This is a genomic window from Oceaniradius stylonematis, from assembly GCF_965223445.1.
Classification (GTDB): domain Bacteria; phylum Pseudomonadota; class Alphaproteobacteria; order Rhizobiales; family Rhizobiaceae; genus Roseitalea; species Roseitalea stylonematis.
The window spans coordinates 3,065,544-3,085,091 of the sequence record NZ_OZ244994.1; the positions used below are offsets into that span (position 1 = coordinate 3,065,544).

Annotated in this window: 17 protein-coding genes; 4 read left to right on the forward strand and 13 right to left on the reverse strand. The window is 64.9% G+C overall.

Going from position 1 to position 19,548, the window contains the following annotated elements:
* Nucleotides 1–10 precede the first annotated feature (10 nt).
* Nucleotides 11–1,138, forward strand: coding sequence for an anhydro-N-acetylmuramic acid kinase (locus ACOQOU_RS15115; RefSeq protein ID WP_306024580.1), 1,128 nt, complete (start codon nucleotides 11–13; stop codon nucleotides 1,136–1,138).
* Between the two features lie 52 nt (nucleotides 1,139–1,190).
* Here the strand turns inward: ACOQOU_RS15115 and ACOQOU_RS15120 are convergent, their stop codons facing one another.
* From ACOQOU_RS15120 to ACOQOU_RS15130, 3 genes are all read right to left on the reverse strand, one after another.
* A complete protein-coding gene (locus ACOQOU_RS15120; RefSeq protein WP_306024581.1) occupies nucleotides 1,191–2,072 on the reverse strand; it encodes an ABC transporter permease in 882 nt (293 codons plus the stop codon).
* Entirely contained in the window at nucleotides 2,069–3,022 is a 954-nt protein-coding gene (locus ACOQOU_RS15125; protein ID WP_245412872.1) for an ABC transporter permease, read from the reverse strand. The genes ACOQOU_RS15120 and ACOQOU_RS15125 overlap by 4 nt, the downstream gene beginning before the upstream one ends.
* A gap of 80 nt (nucleotides 3,023–3,102) precedes the next feature.
* Nucleotides 3,103–4,611, reverse strand: coding sequence for an ABC transporter substrate-binding protein (locus tag ACOQOU_RS15130; RefSeq protein ID WP_109767250.1), 1,509 nt, complete (start codon nucleotides 4,609–4,611; stop codon nucleotides 3,103–3,105).
* A 210-nt stretch (nucleotides 4,612–4,821) separates the two neighbouring features.
* On the opposite strand from ACOQOU_RS15130, the gene ACOQOU_RS15135 reads away from it, so the two are divergent.
* Nucleotides 4,822–5,805, forward strand: a complete 984-nt coding sequence (locus tag ACOQOU_RS15135; protein ID WP_306024582.1) for an ABC transporter ATP-binding protein — start codon at nucleotides 4,822–4,824, stop codon at nucleotides 5,803–5,805.
* The gene (locus tag ACOQOU_RS15140; protein ID WP_375567752.1) at nucleotides 5,799–6,791 is read left to right on the forward strand and encodes an ABC transporter ATP-binding protein; all 993 of its coding nucleotides are present in this window, start codon (nucleotides 5,799–5,801) and stop codon (nucleotides 6,789–6,791) included. Before ACOQOU_RS15135 ends, ACOQOU_RS15140 begins: the two co-directional genes overlap by 7 nt.
* 34 nt (nucleotides 6,792–6,825) lie before the next feature.
* Here ACOQOU_RS15140 and nagA read toward each other — a convergent pair whose 3' ends face one another.
* The 5 genes from nagA to murA form a co-directional block, all read right to left on the reverse strand.
* On the reverse strand, nucleotides 6,826–7,968 hold the full coding sequence (gene nagA, locus ACOQOU_RS15145) for an N-acetylglucosamine-6-phosphate deacetylase (protein ID WP_306024584.1): 1,143 nt from the start codon (nucleotides 7,966–7,968) through the stop codon (nucleotides 6,826–6,828).
* A complete protein-coding gene (locus tag ACOQOU_RS15150) occupies nucleotides 7,965–9,005 on the reverse strand; it encodes an SIS domain-containing protein (protein WP_306024585.1) in 1,041 nt (346 codons plus the stop codon). Before ACOQOU_RS15150 ends, nagA begins: the two co-directional genes overlap by 4 nt.
* A complete protein-coding gene (locus ACOQOU_RS15155; RefSeq protein WP_306024586.1) occupies nucleotides 9,005–9,808 on the reverse strand; it encodes a GntR family transcriptional regulator in 804 nt (267 codons plus the stop codon). Before ACOQOU_RS15155 ends, ACOQOU_RS15150 begins: the two co-directional genes overlap by 1 nt.
* 77 nt (nucleotides 9,809–9,885) lie before the next feature.
* Complete coding sequence (locus ACOQOU_RS15160; RefSeq protein WP_109767246.1) at nucleotides 9,886–10,779, reverse strand: BadF/BadG/BcrA/BcrD ATPase family protein; 894 nt, start codon at nucleotides 10,777–10,779, stop codon at nucleotides 9,886–9,888.
* On the reverse strand, nucleotides 10,776–12,035 hold the full coding sequence (gene murA, locus ACOQOU_RS15165) for a UDP-N-acetylglucosamine 1-carboxyvinyltransferase (protein ID WP_306024587.1): 1,260 nt from the start codon (nucleotides 12,033–12,035) through the stop codon (nucleotides 10,776–10,778). Before murA ends, ACOQOU_RS15160 begins: the two co-directional genes overlap by 4 nt.
* A gap of 202 nt (nucleotides 12,036–12,237) precedes the next feature.
* Here murA and ACOQOU_RS15170 point away from each other — a divergent pair, with 202 nt between their 5' ends.
* Nucleotides 12,238–13,161: an N-acetylmuramic acid 6-phosphate etherase gene (locus ACOQOU_RS15170; RefSeq protein WP_306024588.1), complete on the forward strand. Its 924-nt coding sequence runs from the start codon at nucleotides 12,238–12,240 to the stop codon at nucleotides 13,159–13,161.
* Nucleotides 13,162–13,458: 297 nt separating this feature from the next.
* Here the strand turns inward: ACOQOU_RS15170 and urtE are convergent, their stop codons facing one another.
* From urtE to urtA, 5 genes are all read right to left on the reverse strand, one after another.
* Nucleotides 13,459–14,154: an urea ABC transporter ATP-binding subunit UrtE gene (gene urtE / locus ACOQOU_RS15175; RefSeq protein WP_306024589.1), complete on the reverse strand. Its 696-nt coding sequence runs from the start codon at nucleotides 14,152–14,154 to the stop codon at nucleotides 13,459–13,461.
* Between the two features lie 4 nt (nucleotides 14,155–14,158).
* Entirely contained in the window at nucleotides 14,159–14,899 is a 741-nt protein-coding gene (urtD, locus tag ACOQOU_RS15180; protein ID WP_306024590.1) for an urea ABC transporter ATP-binding protein UrtD, read from the reverse strand.
* A complete protein-coding gene (gene urtC / locus ACOQOU_RS15185; protein ID WP_306024591.1) occupies nucleotides 14,896–16,125 on the reverse strand; it encodes an urea ABC transporter permease subunit UrtC in 1,230 nt (409 codons plus the stop codon). The genes urtD and urtC overlap by 4 nt, the downstream gene beginning before the upstream one ends.
* A 1-nt stretch (nucleotide 16,126) precedes the next feature.
* Nucleotides 16,127–18,079 (reverse strand): urea ABC transporter permease subunit UrtB, encoded by a 1,953-nt coding sequence (gene urtB / locus ACOQOU_RS15190; protein ID WP_109767371.1) that lies wholly within the window; start codon nucleotides 18,077–18,079, stop codon nucleotides 16,127–16,129.
* Between the two features lie 71 nt (nucleotides 18,080–18,150).
* A complete protein-coding gene (urtA, locus tag ACOQOU_RS15195) occupies nucleotides 18,151–19,446 on the reverse strand; it encodes an urea ABC transporter substrate-binding protein (protein WP_306024592.1) in 1,296 nt (431 codons plus the stop codon).
* Nucleotides 19,447–19,548: the final 102 nt, after the last annotated feature.

Genomic DNA, 19,548 nt, shown 5'->3' on the forward strand with positions numbered 1-19,548 from the left:
GACGTCCAACATGCAGCCTGCCTGGGCAATCGGCCTGATGACCGGCACCGTTCTCGACGGGTTCATCGACATCGCAATGATCAAGACCGACGGCGAGACGATCGATGCGTTCGGTCCATGGGAACTGGCGCCCTATCCGACCGACATACGCTCGTTGCTGCGAGAGACCTTCCAGGCGGCCCTGCAATGGCGGTTTTCCGGCCCGGATCCGGAGATCTTCCGCGAGGCCGAGATCGCCCTGACCCGGGCGCAGTCGGAGGCGGTCAATCGCTTCCTGGCCAAACATGGCTACCAGGCGGCGGACATCGCGGCGGTCGGCTTTCATGGCCAGACCGTTCTGCATGCGGCGCCCGAGAACGGCCATCGCGGCCGCACCCGGCAGCTTGGCGACGGCGCGATGATGGCCTCGATCATCGGTACCGACGTCGTCTACGACTTCCGTTCGGCCGACATGGAGGCCGGCGGCCAGGGCGCGCCCCTGTCCGCCATCTATCACAAGGCCATGCTGCGCAAGATCGACGCGCGCAACGACACGGCGATCCTCAATCTGGGCGGTGTCGCCAACATCACCTGGTGCGACGGCGACGAGATGATGGCGTTTGACACCGGGCCGGCCAATGCGCCGGTCAATGACTGGGTCTCGGCCCATTCTGGCGCCGACATGGATGTCGACGGCAGGATCGCCGCTGCCGGCTCGGTCGACGAGGACCGGCTAAAGAGCCTGTTGGAGCACCCTTATCTTTCGGCGGCGTTCCCCAAATCGCTGGACCGGTTCGATTTTCTGGCGTCGATGGCCGACGGGCTGGGCCTTGAGGACGGTGCGGCGACGCTCACCGCCTTCACCGCCGGTTCGGTCGGCAAGGGGCTGGATCTGCTGCCCAAGCGGCCCACGCGGATCATCGTGTGCGGCGGCGGGCGCAAAAACCCCACCATGATGCGCGAAATGGCCAAACGCACCGGATGCGAGATCCTCCTGGCCGAGGATGTCGGCCTGCGCGGCGATGCCGTCGAGGCCGAGTGCTTTGCGTTTCTGGCGATCCGTTCGATGCGCCAGATGCCCTACAGCTACCCGCTGACGACGGGCGTCAAGGCGCCGCAGACGGGCGGAAAACTGGCAAGCCACGTGGCGGCAGGCTGAACCGGCCGTCCGACGGGTGCATTTGCCCCGTCCGACGATCCCGTGCGCCGGATCAGCTTTGGCGCAGCCGCGGATCGAGATTGTCGCGCAGCGCGTCGCCGAACAGGTTCAGCGCGAAGGCGACGATCAGAATGGCGAGCCCGGAGAAAATCGCCGCCCAGGGCGCAAGAAACAGGAAGTTGCGGCCCTCCGACAGCATCATGCCGAGCGATGGCACCGGCGGCTGTGTCCCCAGCCCGAGAAACGACAGGGACGCTTCGACCAGGATCGCCGAGGACAACAGAAGGCTGACCTGGACGAGGATCACGCTCGCAAGGTTGGGCAGGATGTGGAAGACGATGATGCGCAGGTCCGACGCGCCGATCGACCGCGCGCTGAGCACATAGTCGCTCGATGCGACCACCAGTGCGGGCGCGCGCAGCAAACGGGCGAATATGGGCGTGTAGACGATGGCGATCGCCGCCGCCGTCGGAAAACTGCCCGGTCCCAGCAGCGCGATCACGCCGATCGCCAGCAGCATGACCGGAAACGCGAACAGCACGTCCATCAGCCGCATGATGACCCGTTCCGTCCAGCCGCGATAATAGGCCGCCAGCAGCCCCAGAATGCTGCCGAAGACGAGGGCCACACCGACAGCCCCCGCCGAGATGGCAAGAGATGCGCGCAGGCCGTGCATGATCCGGGATAACAGATCGCGGCCCAGCTGGTCGGTGCCCAGCCAGTGCGCCGCCGAAGGGCCCTTCAGGCGCTGGATGATGTCCTGTTCGAGCGGATCGTAGGGCGCGATCCAAGGCGCCGCCACGGCCACGATCGTGATGAGAATGATCATGCCGAGCGACAGATTGTAAAGGCTCGGCTCGGGCAGGGTGAACCGCCGCGCCGGATGGGTTGGCACGGGCTGCTCGGCCGGACGTTCGATGGTGCCGCCGCTCATTCCGTGATCCTCGGGTCGATCAGCGTGTAGACGATGTCGACCAGGAAGTTGATCAGCACGAAGCTGCACGTCACCAGCAGGATTGCTGCCTGCAGCAGCGGGTAGTTGCGCTCGGCGATGGCGCCGAGGATCAGGCGGCCGAGACCGGGAATGGCGAACACCTGTTCGATCACGATCGCGCCGCTCAGAAGATAGCCCGCCATGATGCCGACGCTGGTCACGAACGGGATGATGGCGTTGCGCAGCGCGTGGCGATAGAGGATGCGGCGCGCCGGCACGCCCTTGGCGCGGGCGGTGCGGATATAGTCCTGTTGCATGGCTTCGAGCAGCGTCGAGCGCAAAAGGCGCGCCAGGTTTGCCATGATCGGCAGGCTCAGCGCGAAGGCGGGCAATATCAGGCGTTGTATGTTGCCGATCGGATCGGTCGTGAACGGCACATAGCCCAGCATCTGGAGGCTCGGCGCCACCGTCGACAGCACCAGGATCATGATGATCCCCAGCCAGAAGGGCGGCACCGTCAGCCCGATGACCGAGCCCGCCTGGACAAAGGCTTCGCCGCGCCTGCCCCTTATGTTGGCCATCAGGATGCCGAGGGGAATGGCGAGAACGATCGCCGTCAGAAGCGCCAGCAGGGTGAGCTGCAGGGTCGGCCAAACATGGTGGCCGATCTCCTCGATCACCGGCCTGCCCGTCCAGATCGACACGCCGAAATCGCCGCGCAGCACATTCGACACCCAGACGAAATATTGCTCGTGGATCGGCAGGTCGAGGCCCAGCCGGGTGCGGATGGCAGCAATCCGTTCCGGCGTCACCTCGGCATTGGCGCCGAGCATGATGGCGACGGCGTCTCCGGGGATCATGCGGATGAAGCCGAAGACGAGAATGGAGACGCCGAAAATGACGATCGCCAGATCGATCAGCCGGTCACGCAGTCGTTTCAGCAACACCATGGACTGTCATCATACCGCAAAGGCGGAGCGGGCGGCCTTGGCGGAACGTGTGCACCGTTCCGCCAATCCGTCCGTACTCGTTATTCGGTGACCGACGTGCCGCCCAGCGACCGCATCGAACGGGTGGGGCTGATCGAATAGCCGTCCACATTGTCGCGCATCGCCGTGTAGAGCTGGCCGTAGGTCAGGAAAGCGGCCGGACCCTGGCAGGCCAGTTCCCGCTGCGCGTCCGCATAGATCTCCTGCCGTTTGGCGGTATCGGTCTCCTCGCGTCCGGCATCGAGCAGGGCATCGAGGGTTTCGTTCGAATATTTGAACACGTTGGTCGAGCCGCCTGTGCGGAAGGTGCGGTAGAAATAATCGTCGGGCTCGATCGTCCCCGAATTGAGGGACACGAACATGTCGAACTCCGAATTCCGCCAGTTCTGGACGAACTGACCGATCTCGGGAATGTCGAGCTCGAGATCGATGCCGATCGCCGCCAATTGCTGCTGGACCACCTGGGCGATACCCTTGGTGCTGTCGCGCGGCAGCACCAGCAGCGTCGCCTCGATCGGCGTTTCGATACCGGCTTCCTCCAACAGCGCTCTGGCCTTGTCCGCGGACGGGGTGAAGCAGCCGAACTCTTCGAGCGGCAGGGCGTAGTTGGTCAGCGCCGGCGACAGCGGGCCGCCTGGCACGCCGGCCCCGAACAGGGCGGCGGCGACGATGTCGTCGCGGTTGATCGCGTAGTTGATCGCTTCGCGGACCTTGGCGTTGTCGAAGGGCGGACGCGAGACGTTGATGCCGATCAGCGAATAGGCCAGTTCCAGCGTCTCCTCCAACTGGACGCCGCCGGCGCCCTGGAACTGCTGGGCCATCACGCCGTCAATGTTGGGCAGCATCTGGTACTGGCCCGAATTCAGGCCGACCTGGCGCGTCGCCGCTTCCGGCACGATGTTGAAGACCACGCCCTCCAGCGCCGGCCGTTCCTCGTCCCAATAGTCCGCATTGGCCTCCAGCGTGATGGCGACATCGGGTTGCCAGGAGACGAACTTGAACGGGCCGGTGCCGTCGGGCGCCCTTTGCAGCGAGTCCGTGTCGTCTTCATACTTGGCCGGCACGATGGCGATCGAGGTCAGCGAGGACAGGAGCGGTGCAGAAGGTGCCGAAAGGTTGAGAACCACGGTGCTGTCATCGGGTGTCTCGATGCTGTCGACCGCGGCAAGACGGCTGGCGAGCGGTGAACCGGTGTTTTCGGCAAGCACGCGATTGAGGCTGGCGACCACATCCGCCGACGTCATCGCATCGCCGCCATGGAAGGTCACCCCCTCGCGCAGGGTGAAGGTATAGGTCGTCTTGTCGTCGGAAATCTGCCATTCCGAAGCCAGGCCCGGAACGATGTTCAGATCGTTGTCCAGCGCCGTCAGCCCTTCATAGATGGTGCCATCGATGATCTGGAATGAGGAAAACGCTGTGACGATGTGCGGATCGAGACCGGACGGCGATTGCTCGACGGCCACTTGCAGCGGCGCCGACAATGCCGGACCGGAAACGACGGCCGCCACGGCCACGCCGCATGTCAATGTGAAGGTGCGAAGGCTTTTCATGATATGACGTTCTCCCAAGACGGTTTCGCTCCCAAGGCTGTATCGGTGGCTGCGCCTTTGTTGACATTCCCTGGCCAAGCTGGTGACATAGTCCACCTCAATACCATTTCTTACCTCGTCAGCATTGTCAATGTAACCAATAACGTACGAGTTGGAATCAGATAGCGGCTGAGGCCGCTCTGTCCCACCCGTTCCGGAGCCTACGTTCTCGTGCAGCATAGTTCAAACGCCGACGGCCAGGACCAGCCGCTTCTGGCGATAGAAGACCTCCATCTGTCGACCCGCTCGGCGGTGCTGGTGGAAGGCATCAGTCTGACCGTCAACAGGGGCGAAATGGTCGGTCTCCTGGGCGAATCGGGATGCGGAAAGACGATCACCGCCCTGTCGGTCCTCGGCCTGCTGCCGAAACATGCCGTCAAGGTGTCGCGCGGCCGCATCCTCTTCGAGCAGACCAACATGGCCGATCTTGACGAGACGGAACTGAACCGCATTCGCGGGAACCGCATGGCAATGATCTTCCAGGAGCCGATGACCTCGCTCAATCCGATCATGACCATCGGAGCGCAGATCGGCGAAGCGCTGGAAATCCATCGCAAGATGGCCGGCCGAGAGCGCAAGGCGGAGGTCAAGCGGCTGTTGGGCCTTGTGGGCCTGCCCAGCGAAGACGCGCAGTTGCAGCGCTATCCCTTCCAACTGTCCGGCGGCCAGAGACAGCGCGTGATGATCGCGATTGCGCTGGCTTGCGAGCCGGCCCTCCTGATCGCCGACGAGCCGACGACCGCACTCGACGTGACCATCCAGGCGCAGATTCTCGACCTGATCGCCGAGATGCGCAAACGTTTCGGCATGGCCTGCGTGATGGTCACGCACGACCTCGGTGTGATCGCGGAAACCTGCGACCGGGCGGTGGTCATGTATGCCGGCAGGATTGCAGAGGAGGGGCCGGTCGACGACCTGTTCGGCAATCCGATCCACCGCTACACGGAGGCGCTCATCGGGACCATTCCCGCAGCCAATCCGCCGGGATCGCGCCTGCCGGCGATACCGGGCGCGGTGCCGCCGCCGGGGGAACGGCCGAAAGGCTGCGCGTTTGCCGGACGCTGCAATTTTGCGATCGACGTTTGCGCGACAGAAACGCCGCCCGAGGTGCGCCGCGGCGCCCACGCCGGCTATTGCTGGAACCCGGCATCATGAGCCCGCTCCTGTCCGTGCGCGATCTGGTCAAGCACTATCCAACCGGCTCCGGCGGCAGGGTGCTGGCGCTCGACGGCATTTCCTTCGACCTCGATGCAGGTGAAATTCTGGGCATCGTCGGCGAATCGGGCTGCGGCAAGAGCACGCTCGGCCGCACCATCATGCGTCTGGACGATCCGACCAGCGGCGAGATCATCTATGGCGGCCGCGACATCGCAACGATCGGCAAGCGCGATCTCAAACAGGCGCGGCGCGACATCCAGATGGTCTTCCAGGATCCGTTCGGCTCGCTCAATCCGCGCCACACAGTCGGCACCATCGTCGGCGAGCCGCTGATCGTGCATGGGATCGCCAACCGTCGGGAGCGCATTGCCGAATTGCTCGATCTGGTCGGCCTTCCCAAAAGCGCGATGGAGCGTCTGCCGCACCAGTTTTCCGGAGGCCAGCGGCAACGCATAGCCATCGCCCGCGCGCTGGCGATCAGCCCCAAGATCATCGTCGCCGACGAGGCCGTCTCGGCGCTCGATGTCTCGATCCAGTCGCAAATCATCAATCTGCTGGCCAAGCTGCGTGCCGAACTCGGGCTTTCCATCATCTTCATCAGCCACGACCTGTCGGTCGTCCGCCATGTCAGCGACCGGATCGGCGTGATGTATTTCGGCAAGCTGGTCGAGTACGGGCCCTCGCAGTCCATCTTCGAAGCGCCGCGCCATCCTTACACGCGGGCGCTGCTGTCGGCTGTGCCGCGCATTCCCGGACGCGAACTGGCGCAATCGGCCGTGCCCGAACGGATCGTCCTGACCGGCGATGTGCCCAACATCGCGCACCGGCCCGAAGGTTGCCTGTTTCATCCCCGCTGTTACTGGAAACAGCCCGACTGCGATCGCACGAGTCCCGACCTGCGCGTTCTGGAGGGCGACGATTTCCCGGCGCGCACATGCGCCTGCCATTTCGCCGACGACCCGGCGGTGACGACGCCGAACTGACGCGCCGTCAAGGCGCCGACCCCGTTTGCCGGCCCTATGGGTCGGGTTCGCCGGCCATATGGACCTGGGCGATATCGAGGCTGTCGTGCAGGGCAACGATGTCCGCGCGCGCGCCGGGCCGCAGCGAGCCGATCGTCTCGAGCCCGAGCATGCTTGCCGGCACCGACGTGGCCATGCGCAGGGCGTCGACCATGGCGACGCCGCACTCGCGCACGGAAAAGCGGATGGCGGATATCATGTCCAGATCGGAGCCGGCGAGCGTGCCGTCTTCGATGGTCAGGCGCCCGCCCTTGCGGTGGACGATACGGCCGTTCAACTCGAACGTGTCGGAGGGGTCGCCGACCGAGGACATCGCATCGGTGACCAGCGTCAGCCGGGTCTTCGGGCCCGCCGCGAAAACCATCGACAGGACCGACGGGTGAACATGGTGGCCGTCGGCGATCAGCCCGCAATAGATATCCGGGTTTTCGAGCGCGGCCCCGATCAGGCCCGGCTGACGGTGGTGCAGCGGCTCCATGGCGTTGAAAAGATGCGTGACTGCGCGCGCCCCCGCCGAGAAATAGCGCCGGGCCGTGTCGTGATCCGTCGCCGTATGGCCAAGGCTGACGATCGTTCCTGCCTGTGCAAGCGCGGCGACATCGTCGACCGTGGCGTTTTCCGGGGCGACCGTCGCAACGATCCGGCCCAGATCCCGGCGACGGAGCAAAGCCAAATCGTCCCGCTCCATGGGCCGGATGAAGCGCGGATCGTGGACGCCTTTCCGCGCAACCGAGATATGCGGGCCCTCGAAGTGAATGCCGACAATGCCCGGTGCGCCCTGTTGCGTCGCCTCGGCGGCGGCTGCGGCCGCGGCCTTTGTGACCGCCGGCTCATCGGTGATCACGGTCGGCAGCAGGGCGGTCGTCCCGAAACGCCGGTGGGCGTCGGCGATCCGTGCAAGACCTTCGGGACTGGGATTGTCGTTGAACAGGACGCCGCCGCCGCCATTGACCTGCCAATCGACAAATCCCGGCGACAGCCATTCAGCCTCCGTGTCGACGATCCGGCTGCGCGCCGGCGTATCGGCCAGCGGGGCCAGACCCTTGACCCTGCCGTCCTCGACGACCAGCTGGCGGTCGCGATGGACGACCGATCCGTCGAAAATCGCGCTTGCCCTGAAAACGGTCGGCCCGCTCATATCGTCTCGGTGACCTTTTTGAGCAGTTTGGGCGAATCCGGATCGAGACCGAGATCGAAGGCGAACCGCTCCGCGAAAACATAGAAGGTCGTGATCTGGCTGATGCAGTCGAGCATCGGGTGCGGAGCCGCGGCGCATGGCAGGTAGGAAACGCCCGGCAGGTCCAGCGGCCGGTCGCCGGCGGGATCGGCGACGAAAACGGCAATGCCCATTTCGGCCATGCGTCGGACCGCGTCGATCAGGCCCTGCCGCGCCTCGTCGCGGCTGAGGAAGACGAGCGCTGCCAGGCCGCTGGCCGCCAACTGGATGGGACCGTGCAGCACCTCGGCGGAACTGTAGCTCTCCGCGTGTTTTTCGCACGTCTCCTTCAGCTTGAGCGCGGCTTCCTGGGCGATGGCAAGTCCCGGCCCGCGCCCGATGACGTAAAGCGAGTGAACGGGCTTCAACCGTGTGACCAGATCGCGCCAGTCGCAACCGATGGCCCGGTCCAGTGCGCCCGGCAGATCCGCCAGTGCGGCAAGCAGACCGTCGTCCCGGCTGACATGCGCCGTCAGCGCGGCGATGGCGGTCTGCGACATGACGAAGGATTTGGTCGCCGCGACGGACTTCTCCGGTCCCGAGGCAACCGGCATCAGGCAGTCGGCACCTTCTGCCAAAGGGCTGTCAAGCGTGTTGACCAGCGCCAGGTTCAGGGCCCGCTGATCGCCGGCCATCTTCTGGAACGCCACCAGGTCGGGGCTTTTGCCGGATTGCGAGATCGAAAGGCACGCGGCGCGATCAAGACGCAATTCGCGTTCGTAGACCGAGGCGATCGAGGGCCCGACCGAGGCGACCGGTATGCCGGTCTTCAGCTCGAACAGATATTTGAAATAAAGCGCGGCATTGTCCGACGAGCCGCGCGCCATGGTGACGACGAGGGCCGGATCGAACGCCGCGATCCGGTCGGCACAGCCTTCGTAGGTGGCCAGATGGTCGTGCATCTGTTGAGCGACGAGGGCGGGAATGGCCCGCGTTTCCTGCTGCATCAGGCTTGTCATCAGCGTTTGCCCTGCATGGTCTTTGGCCGTGCGCCGGGAAGCGTCAGCTCTGCGATGAAATCGTAGCGGTCACCCCGATAGTAGGAGCGGGTGAACTCGATCACCCGGCCGCTTTGCAGACGCGACAGGCGCTCGATGTGGAGCGCTGGCTCGCCTTCCTCGCACTTGAGGAGTTCCGCCTCGAATGCGGGCAGGCGGCAGGCATGCATGCGCTGCAGCGCCTTTTCGGGCAGCGCGCCCTGTGCGGCCAGCGTCTGATAGAGCGAATCCTGCATGTCGTCGATATCGGGCAGAATGCTGGCGGGCACAACGGCCATTTCGATCGCCAGCGGTTCGCCGTCCGCCAGCCGCAGACGATGCAGGCGCGCAACCTTCTCGCCCGGCGAAAGGCCCAGCACCATCGTCTCTTCGGTCGACGGATTGTCGATGGTCTTTTCGATCCAGCGGGCGCTCGGCACATGGCCGAGCGAGTGCATGTCCTCGCTGAACCCGGTCAGGGTCCCGAGCGACTGCTCGATGCGGTCTTCCTCGCTGCTGACATAGGTGCCCGAACCGTGGCGCTGACACAAAAGCCCCTCATTGACGAGCAGTTCGAGGCCTTTGCGCACCGTCACCCGCGACAGGCCGGTCGCGCCGACGATTGTCCGTTCCGAGGGCAGCGCGTCGCCGGCCTTCCAGCTTCCGCTCTCGATCAGGTCGCGAATCCGGTTGGCCAGCTGGATGTAGCGCGGCGTCGGATTGTTCTGGTCGATCGGACCGTAGTCCTGGAATATCTTGTCGATCGTGACTGGATAATCGCTCAAAGCCTACCCCTGTTCCCCGGTATGCGCCGCGGCCGCTTCATGGCCGTTTTGCGTATTGTCCGGTCCTTTCTGCATCGTCACCGGCCGATTGCCGGCCGTCCGGCAAGGATCGCGGCCCCGTCCAGGCTGTCGCCCAGCTGGGGGCTCAATCGGCGGCGCAGATCCGGCGCAAGCCAGCTCTCGATCACGCTCGCCAGCCCGCCGATCAGCGTCAGCCGTTCGGCCCCCCGTTCGAAAAGCGTCCGACCGATGGTCTCGATCGCCGCGGCCGCGTCCTGCATGATGCGCCGGGCCGCCGGATCGCCATCGTCGGCATGGCGGACGACGATCGGCGCAAAGGCTGCGTAGTCGGTTGCAGTCGCCTGATCCATCCATTGGACCGCATTGCCCGGATCGTCGCCGAAACGGCCCATGATCTCGCCGAGCAGCGCGGTCATGGCCATCCGGCCGTCATGGGCCATCATCGCGGCGCGGACGACGCGCAGCCCCAGATAGGCGCCGCTGCCCTCGTCCGATATCGGAAACCCATAGCCGCCGATCTTGATCAACTGCCCCGACAGGCGCGCCAGCCCGCAGCTTCCCGTGCCGACGATGACGATTGCGCCGTCGCGCCCGCCATGCGCGCCAAGGCAGGCGATCTCACCGTCTGTCGCAAAATGCGCCGACGCAAACGGATGCTCCATCGCTTCCAGCGCCTCGCGCGCGCCTTGCCGCGACAGGCCGGCGACGCCGATGCCGGCATGAATGTGTCCCGCGTCCGATCGGCCGATGCCTGCTTCGTCCAGCGCGTTTGAAAAGGCGGTCGAAATCGCCGCCCAGGACGCTTCGACACCGAACCGCGTTGCCGCCGGACCGGCCAGCCCGCCGCCTATCACCTTGCCGTCTGCGGTTTCCAGCCGCGCGCGGCAGCCCGTGCCGCCGCCATCGACCGCCATGAACAGCGCTTCGTCATCGACTTTGGCCGTCGTCATTCGGCGACCCTTTCGATGGCCGCGCCGCACCGGCGCAGCTTGCCTTCAATGTCTTCGAAACCGCGATCGAGATGGTAGACCCGGTGCACGATCGTTTCGCCCTTGGCGACCAGACCGGCCAGCACCAGCGACATGGAGGCGCGCAGATCAGTGGCCATCACCTGGGCGCCGTGCAGTTCGCCGACGCCCGTCACGATGGCGGTCGATCCGTCATGGCGGATGTCGGCGCCCATGCGCTGCAATTCCGGCACATGCATGAACCGCGATTCAAAGACGCGCTCGCGGATCACCGAAACACCGTCGGCAAGGCACATCAGGGCCATGAACTGCGCCTGCAGATCGGTCGGAAAACCCGGAAACGGTTCGGTTGCCACGTCAACGCTCGTCAGCGCGCCGCCGCGCCGGGCGATCAGCCCCCGGTCGGACGGGTAGATGACGATGCCGGCCTGTTCGAGGATCTGGCAGGCAGCGCCCAGATGTTCCAGTCGCGCGCCGATGATCTCCAGTTCACCGCCGGTCATGGCGGCGGCGATCAGATAGCTGGCCGCCTCGATCCGGTCGGGCACGATGGCGTGGCTGACGTCGCTCCAGCTGTCGGTGCCCTGAACCGTGATCTTGTATGTTCCGGCGCCTTCGACCCGCGCGCCCAGGCCGTTGAGGAATGCCGCCAGATCGACGATCTCGGGCTCGCGCGCCGCATTGACGATCTCGGTCTCGCCCCGCGCGCCGGCCGCCGCCATCAGCGCGGTGTGGGTTGCACCCACCGACGCCATAGGCAGCGCGATGCGTGCCCCTCGCAATCCCTCGGGCGCCTGCACGTCATAGATGCCGCCGCCGAAATCGATACGGGCGCCGAGCGCCTCCAACGCGCCAAGGTGCAGATCGACCGGGCGTGTCCCGATGGCGCAGCCGCCCGGCCGCGAAATGCGGGCGCGGCCAAACCGGACGAGAAGCGGCGCCAGCACCAGAAACGAGGCGCGCATCTTGCGCATGATGTCGTAAGGGGCATCGGCGGCACGCAGGGCCTCCGTGGAGAATTCGATGCGTCCATGGACGGGATCGCCGGTCTCGACGCCGCACAAGCCAAGCAGTTTGAGCATGGAGCGGACATCGCCGACATCGGGCAGGTTGGACAGGCGCACCTGGCGGCCGCCGAGCATCGATGCCGCCAGAATGGGAAGCGCGGCATTCTTGGCTCCGGCAACCTGCATCGAGCCCGAAAAGGGGCGACCGCCCGCGATGATCAGCTTGTCCAAATCAACCCCGTCATTTGATCATACCTCTCCATTACCGGATAAATCCAATTATTGTCCACTTCAATCCGGATCGACCGTCCGGCTCCCGCCAACGCATCGCAAACGAGCTGAATGAGGGTTGAATTTCGCCGGTCTTGCAATACAAATCGGAGCCGGCCTTCTGCTAATTGGTCATGTTTTGGTATTATAAGGATTTCCGGCCTTGACCCCGTCACCGAACAGCGAACATCGCCCGAACACCGAAGCGCACGATGTCGATTCGCCGTTTCTGGACAGTTTGGGTGACGGCGCGCTCTTCGACGCGCTGGTGGGCAGCCAGGCCAAGGCGGTCGATGCCGTCAAAGCGGCGCAGACGCAGATCATGGACGCCGTTTCGTCTGCTGCTGCGCGGCTCGAAAAACCGAAGGCGCGTCTTGTCTATTGCGGGGCGGGCACGTCCGGGCGCGTTGCGCTGCTCGATGGTGTCGAACTTAACCCGACATTCAACTGGCCCGATGGGCGGCTTCATATCCTGGTTGCCGGTGGTTCGGCGAGCATCGTCGAGGCGCAGGAGGGCGCCGAAGACGATGAAGCGGCGGCGGCGCGCGCCGTGGACGACCTCGCTCTTGACGAGAACGACGTCGTCATCGGTCTGGCCGCCAGCGGCACGACACCGTTCGTGATCACGGCCTTGAAGGCGGCCAACCAGAGCGGTGCCCTGACCATCGGCATCGCCAACAATGCGCGGACGCCGGTTCTTGTTGAGGCCGATGTGCCGGTGTTTCTGGACACCGGTTCGGAAGCGCTTGCAGGATCGACCCGGCTGGCGGCCGGCACTAGCCAGAAGATTGCGCTCAACATCTTCTCGACCGCTCTGATGGTGCGGCTGGGAAAGGTCTATCGCGGGCGGATGATCGACATGCGCGTCACCAACCGCAAGCTGCGAAGCCGGGCGCTGGGCATCGTGCGCGATATTGTCGGCTGCAGCGAACAGACGGCGCGGGACGCGCTCGAAGCCAGCGATTACGACGTCAAGCGTTCCATTTTGATGGCGCGCGGCGCCGGCCGGGACGAGGCGATCGCGTTGCTCGACAAGCATGGCGGCCGGATCAGGGAGGCGGATCGGGACTGGATGAGCCAGAGCTGATCCTTTGATCACCAACGGTCCGTGGCCGATATGGCGGCTGCCGCTCTTCAGGCCGCGCTCCCTGACGCCGGACGTTGCGCCGCCGAGGCGTTCGGCGACATGCTGCGCGAATATCCGCGCCCGGCGGGATCGATGCGATTGCCGGGTTCATCTATTCGACAGCCATCAACGCCAAGAAGAATGCCGGGAGCAGGCAGGTTCTCGAGCAAGGGCTGGCGGTCCTGAAGGCATCGGTTCTGGCTCTGGTGAACTCCGCGGCTTGACGCGGAGCCGGGCCGTCGCCTTCCGTATCGGCCGTCACACCGAAACGGCGTTGACCAGCGCGTCGCGCGAGACCGCGTCACGGCTGCCGGCAAGCGAAACCGCGCCGCGTTCCATGACGACGAATTCGTCCGCCAGCCCGTAGGCGAAGTCGAAATACTGCTCGACCAGCACGATCGCCATCTGCCCCTGCTGGCGAAGATAGTCGATCACCTTGCCGATCTGCGTGATGATGTTGGGCTGGATGCCCTCGGTCGGCTCGTCCAGCAGCAGCAGCTTGGGCCGCGTCACCAGCGCCCGCCCGATGCTCAATTGCTGCTGCTGGCCGCCGGACAGGTCGCCGCCGCGCCGTCCGTCCATCTCCTTGAGCACGGGGAACAGTTCGTAAATCTCGTCGGGCACCGCCCGTTCGCCGCGCGGCAGGGTCGCAAAGCCGGTCTCGAGATTCTCGCGCACGGTCAGAAGCGGGAAGATGTCGCGCCCCTGCGGCACATAGCCGACGCCTTTGGCGGCGAGCACATGCGCCGGCACCTTGCCGATCGTCTCGCCGTCCAGCGACAGCGCGCCGCCCGAGCGCGGGTGAACGCCGGCGATTGCTTTCAGAAGGCTGGTCTTGCCGACGCCATTGGTGCCCATCACGCAGGTGACGCGGCCGGTTTCGGCGGTGAGCGAGACGCCATTGAGGATTTGCGACTGGCCGTAATGCAGGGTCAGGTCGGAAACGGAAAGCATCGGTTCAGCGTCCCAGATAGACGTCGATCACGTCTTGGTTGGCGGTCACATGGTCGAGCGAGCCTTCGGCCAGAACCGAACCCTCGTGCAGCACCGTCACCTTGCAGCCGAGCCGCCGCACGAACTCCATGTCGTGCTCGACGACGACCACGGCACGGGTTTCGGCGGCGCGTTTGAGAAGTTCGGTCGTGTGCTCGCGTTCGCCCAGCGTCATGCCGGCGGCGGGCTCGTCGACCAGCAGCAGTCTGGGGTCCTGCGCCAGCAGCATGCCGATCTCCAGCCACTGTTTCTGGCCGTGCGCCAGCTCGCCGGCCGGCCGGTCCAGATGATCGGCAAGGCCGACTTCCTCGGCAAGGTCCGCCACCTTGTCGATATCGGTTCGCGCCGCGCGCCATGCCATAACGCCGAACGGGCTGCGGTCGTTTTTCAGCGCCATCATCAGATTGTCGCGGACGCTTTGCTGCTCGAAGACGGTGGGCCGCTGGAACTTTCGACCGATGCCGGCGCGGGCGATTTCGCTCTCGCTCATGCGCAACAGGCTCCTGGGCGGTTCGCCATAATCGACGCGGCCCTCGTCCGGCCGGGTCTTGCCGGTGACGATGTCCATGAAGGTGGTCTTGCCGGCGCCGTTCGGTCCGATGATGGCGCGCAACTCGGCCGGCCCGATCTCGAACGACAGATCGTTGATCGCCCTGAAACCGTCGAACGTGACCGAGACGCCGGCAACTTCGAGAAGACTGCTCATGCCGCCTCGCTTGCTTTTTCCGCCGATTTGGCCGGGGTGGGCGGCGGCGCCGCGATGGCCTGCCGGTCGCGCACCAGCGCATCGACCAGACCGCCAAGGCCTTGCGGTGCGAACAAAGTCACCAGAACGAAGCCGAAGCCGAGCAGCACCAGCCACCAGTCGACCCATTCGATTGTGTAAAAGCCCAGCGGAATGTCCGGCACCTGCCCGGATGTGAACCAGGTGGAAACGAGCGAAACGAGCGCGGCGCCGATCACCGCGCCATAGAGCCGACCGCGCCCGCCGATCGCCACCCAGACGGCCAGATAAATCGAGGCGATCGGTGCGATCTCCGCCGGATTGATGATGCCCGCCTGCGGATAGTAAAGCGCGCCGGCAATGCCCGCGATCACCGCCGTGACGGTGAAGACGACCAGCTTGTAGGCTTCGACGTTGTATCCGAGGAACCGCACCCGCGCCTCGTCGTCGCGGATGCCGCGCACGACATTGCCGAACTTGCCCGACACCATCCAGGCGGCGAACAGATAGCCGGCGCCGAGCGCGAAGGCGGACGCCCACAGGAACCAGACGGAGATGACATCCTGCGAGAGGTTTTCCGCGCCCGGAATGTTCTGCAGGCCCGACAGGCCATTGTTGCCGCGCAGGCCGGAATCGTTCTGGAACAGATAGAGCGACAGCGCGAGCGTCATCGCCTGCGTCAGGATGGAGAGATAGACACCGGTGACGCGGCTGCGGAAGGCCAGCCAGCCGAACACCAGCGCCAGAAGGCCGGGCACAAGAACGACGAGCGCGATCTGGATGATCAGGCTGTCGGCAAACATCCATATCGCCGGGATTTCCGATCCGCCGACCACGCCGAAGATCTGCGATCCGATCGCCTCGCGCACCTCTTCGGGCGTCGGTGGCAGTTGCGCGGCGCCGAGCTGCTCGACGACGATGGACTTGGTGCGCTCATACATGAGCCACATGCCGATCATGTAGCCGCCAAGGCCGAAGAAGGCGAAATGGCCGAGCGAAAGAATGCCGCAGTAACCCCAGACCAGATCCATGGCGATGGCGATCAGGCACAGGCACAGCGTCTTGCCGAGCGTCTTGACGAAGCTGGTCGAGATCAGGCCCACGCCGAAGCCTTCCGACAGGATTGTCGCGCCGACCGTGAACAGGGCCAGAAGCGCGATGAAGACCATCACGGAGGGATGGCGCAGAAGGAAGGTGCGCTCGATCATCTCAGTCTCCCGCCGCGCGGCCCTTGAGGGCGAAGATGCCCTTGGGACGGAACTGGATGAAGATGATGATGAAGATGATCATGTAGGTCTGCGCGGCCAGCGTGTTGGCCGGGTTGAACCATTCGATGATCTTCTGCAGCGAGCCGATCATGCCGGCGCCGGCCAGCGTGCCCCAGATGTTGCCGACCCCGCCGACAACCACGGTCATGAAGCTCTGGACGATGTAGGAGGCGCCAAGTTCCGAGGTGACCTGCGCGTAAAGGCCGATGGCGACACCGGCAATGCCGGCAATGCCCGAGCCGAGGCCGAAGGTCAGCATGTTCACCCGGTCGGGACTGATGCCCATCGAGGCGGCCATGCGCGAATTCTGCGTGACGGCGCGCACTTCGAGCCCGAGCCGCGTGCGGTTGAGGATGAACCACAACAGGACGAAGAAGATGACGGCGAGGGCAAAGATCGCGATCCTTATGTAGCTGATCGAAACCACATCGTTGAGCGACCATGCGCCGTCGAGCCAGCCCGGCGCTGTCAGCGGCCGGGCCTGCGTGCCGAAAATGTTCTTGGCAAGCTGCTGCAGCGCAATCGAGATGCCGAACGTCGCCAGAAGCGTTTCAAGCGGCCGATGCATCAGATGGCGGATCACCAGCCGTTCGAGCGCGACGCCGGCAAGGAAGGCGATTGCGAACGCCAGCGGCAGCGCGATGACGATCGACGCGGTGTAGTTGGGCACGAACTGCTGAACGACGAAGCCCGTATAGGCGCCGATCATGATGAATTCGCCATGCGCCATGTTGATGACGCCCATCACCCCGAAGGTGATGGCAAGGCCGATGGCGGCGAGGAAGTAGATCGAGGCCAGCGAGAGACCGTCGAGACCCAGATCGACGACGCGGTAGGCGCCGACACGGCTTTCGATGGCATTGAGCGTCTGCGCCGCCGCATCGGTGACGGCCTGCGACGGTTCATTGTAGGTCTCGAAGAAGACGTGCTCGTTTACCGCCGCAGCCCGCTCTTCGACGGTCACCGCCGGCGGCACGGTGCCCGACCGGGCCAGCGCCGCATAGGCGGCATCGCGTGCGGCATTGGTGTCGAGCGTCGCAACGGCGATGCCGGCAACCGTGCCATTGTCGATGTTGGCGATCAGCGCCGCGTCGCGCGTCTCCGCATCGACAAGGGCCGGTGCCAGATCGGCGCTGACCAGCATGGCGTAGGCTTCGTCGATGGCGATGTTTACGCCCGGTTCCAGCACGCGGGCGATGTTGGTGTTTTCGGGCAGCGTCTCGGCGGCACGCATGCGCGTCGACAAGAGCGGATTGAGCGTCGCCCGCACATCGACGGCGATGTCGCCCGCAAAGCTTTCGATGGCGTCGACGCGGGCCGCCTCGTCATCGTCGAACGTGGCGGTCAGAAGCCGCTCGAGCCGCGTCTTGCGCGCCAGCAGCGCCGGGTCGGCCTCGCCGTTGATCGACGCGCGCAGGGCCGTCAGGTGCGACGCCTCCGGATCGCGCTCGATGGCGGTCAGGCCGGCGGCGCGCCGTTCGGGATCGGGATCGGAAAGCTGGAACTGGACCAGCGCCGTCGCAATCACGCCGCGCACGCCGGAGTTGGGGCGAAGCTGGCTCATACCGTCCTCGGGGACGTCGCCGAAGAATTCGCCCGTATCGATGTCGATGAGTTTCATCGGGTCGGCGTCTTCATCCTCGACAAGGAAGAACAGCCCGTCCGCGTCCCGCTGAAAAACGACCCGGTCGCGCCAGCGCTCGAGGAAAAGAGGAGCCCGCTCGCTGCCGGTGGCGATGATCGCATCGAGCACCGGTTGCACGGTGCGCCGCGAGGCCCGCTCGATGTCGGCGCGATTGTCCTGAAGGACGGCCTGGATCGGGCCTGTCTGCGCATGGGCCGGGCCGATCGCGCCAAGGCACGCAATCGCAAGGACCACTAGAAGTCTGATCATGATCAGCCCGATACCCCGATGCATGTACCGGAAGGGCCGGCGGCCCTTCCGAACGCTTTTGGAACGTCAGATCAGTAGTTGGATTCGATCTGCACGCAGGTCTCGGTTTCGGTGTTGAACATGCCGCAACCCAGCTCCTGCCAGTTGGAGACGAGCACCGCGCTTTCCGGCAGGAAGTCGGTCCAGGCATCGCCCGGCACTTCCTCGGTCTGGCTGATGATGTCGAACTGGCCGTCCTCGGTGATCTCGCCGATCAGGACGGGCTTGGTCAGGTGGTGGTTGGGCAGCATGGTCGCCGTGCCGCCGGTCAGGTTCGGGAACTCCTGGCCCCACATGGCTTCGCGAACGGCGTCAACGTCGGTGGTGCCGGCTTCGGTAACCGCGTTCACCCACATGTTGAAGCCGATATAGTGCGCCTCCATCGGGTCGTTGGTCACCCGGTCCTCGCCCATCCGTGCCTTCCAGGCGGCCACGAACGCCTCATTGGCCTCGGTGTCGGCGGACTGGAAATAGTTCCACGCGGCCAGATGGCCGACCAGATCGGACGTATCGAGGCCCGACAGCTCTTCTTCGCCCACCGAGAAGGCGACGACCGGAATGTCGTCGGCGGAGATGCCGGCCGCGGCGAGTTCCTTGTAAAAGCCCACATTGGCATCGCCATTGATGGTCGAGATCACGCCGACCTTCTTGCCGTCGGCGCCGAGCGCGACGACATCGGCGACGATCGACGACCAGTCCGAATGGCCGAACGGCGTGTAGTTGACGAAGATATCCTCCTCGGCGATGCCATTGTCCTTCAAATACTGTTCGAGGATGCGGTTGGTCGTGCGCGGATAGACATAATCGGTGCCCAGAAGCGCGAACTTCTCGACGCCAAGCTCCTCGAGGAAATAGTCGGTCGCCGGGATCGCCTGCTGGTTGGGAGCAGCGCCGGTGTAGAAGACGTTCTTCGAGCTTTCCTCGCCCTCATACTGGACCGGGTAGAACATCAGCCCGTTGAGCTCTTCGAGAACCGGCAGGGCCGCCTTGCGGCTGACCGAGGTCCACGATCCGAAGATCACGTCGACTTCCTCGACGGTGAGCAGTTCGCGCGCCTTTTCGGCAAACAGCGGCCAGTCGGAAGCCGGATCGACCACCACCGCTTCCAGTGGCCGGCCGAGCAGGCCGCCCTTTTCGTTCTGGTCGTCGACGAGCATCTCGATCGTGTCTTTCAATGTCGTCTCGGAAATCGCCATCGTTCCGGATAGCGAGTGCAGGACGCCGACCTTGATCGGCTCTTCCTGCGCCTGGGCGGCGCCGATCAGCGCGGTGGTTGCAAGAAGGCATGAGGCGAGCAGAAGGCGGGTGTTGTTGGCGGCTGTGATCATCTTTGACGCTCCGTACGATGAATTCTGACGCAAGGAGCGAAGCAACAGCCGTGCCAAGTGGCGAAAGAGGCCGGCCGGACCTTGATTCCCGGTGCGAGTCGC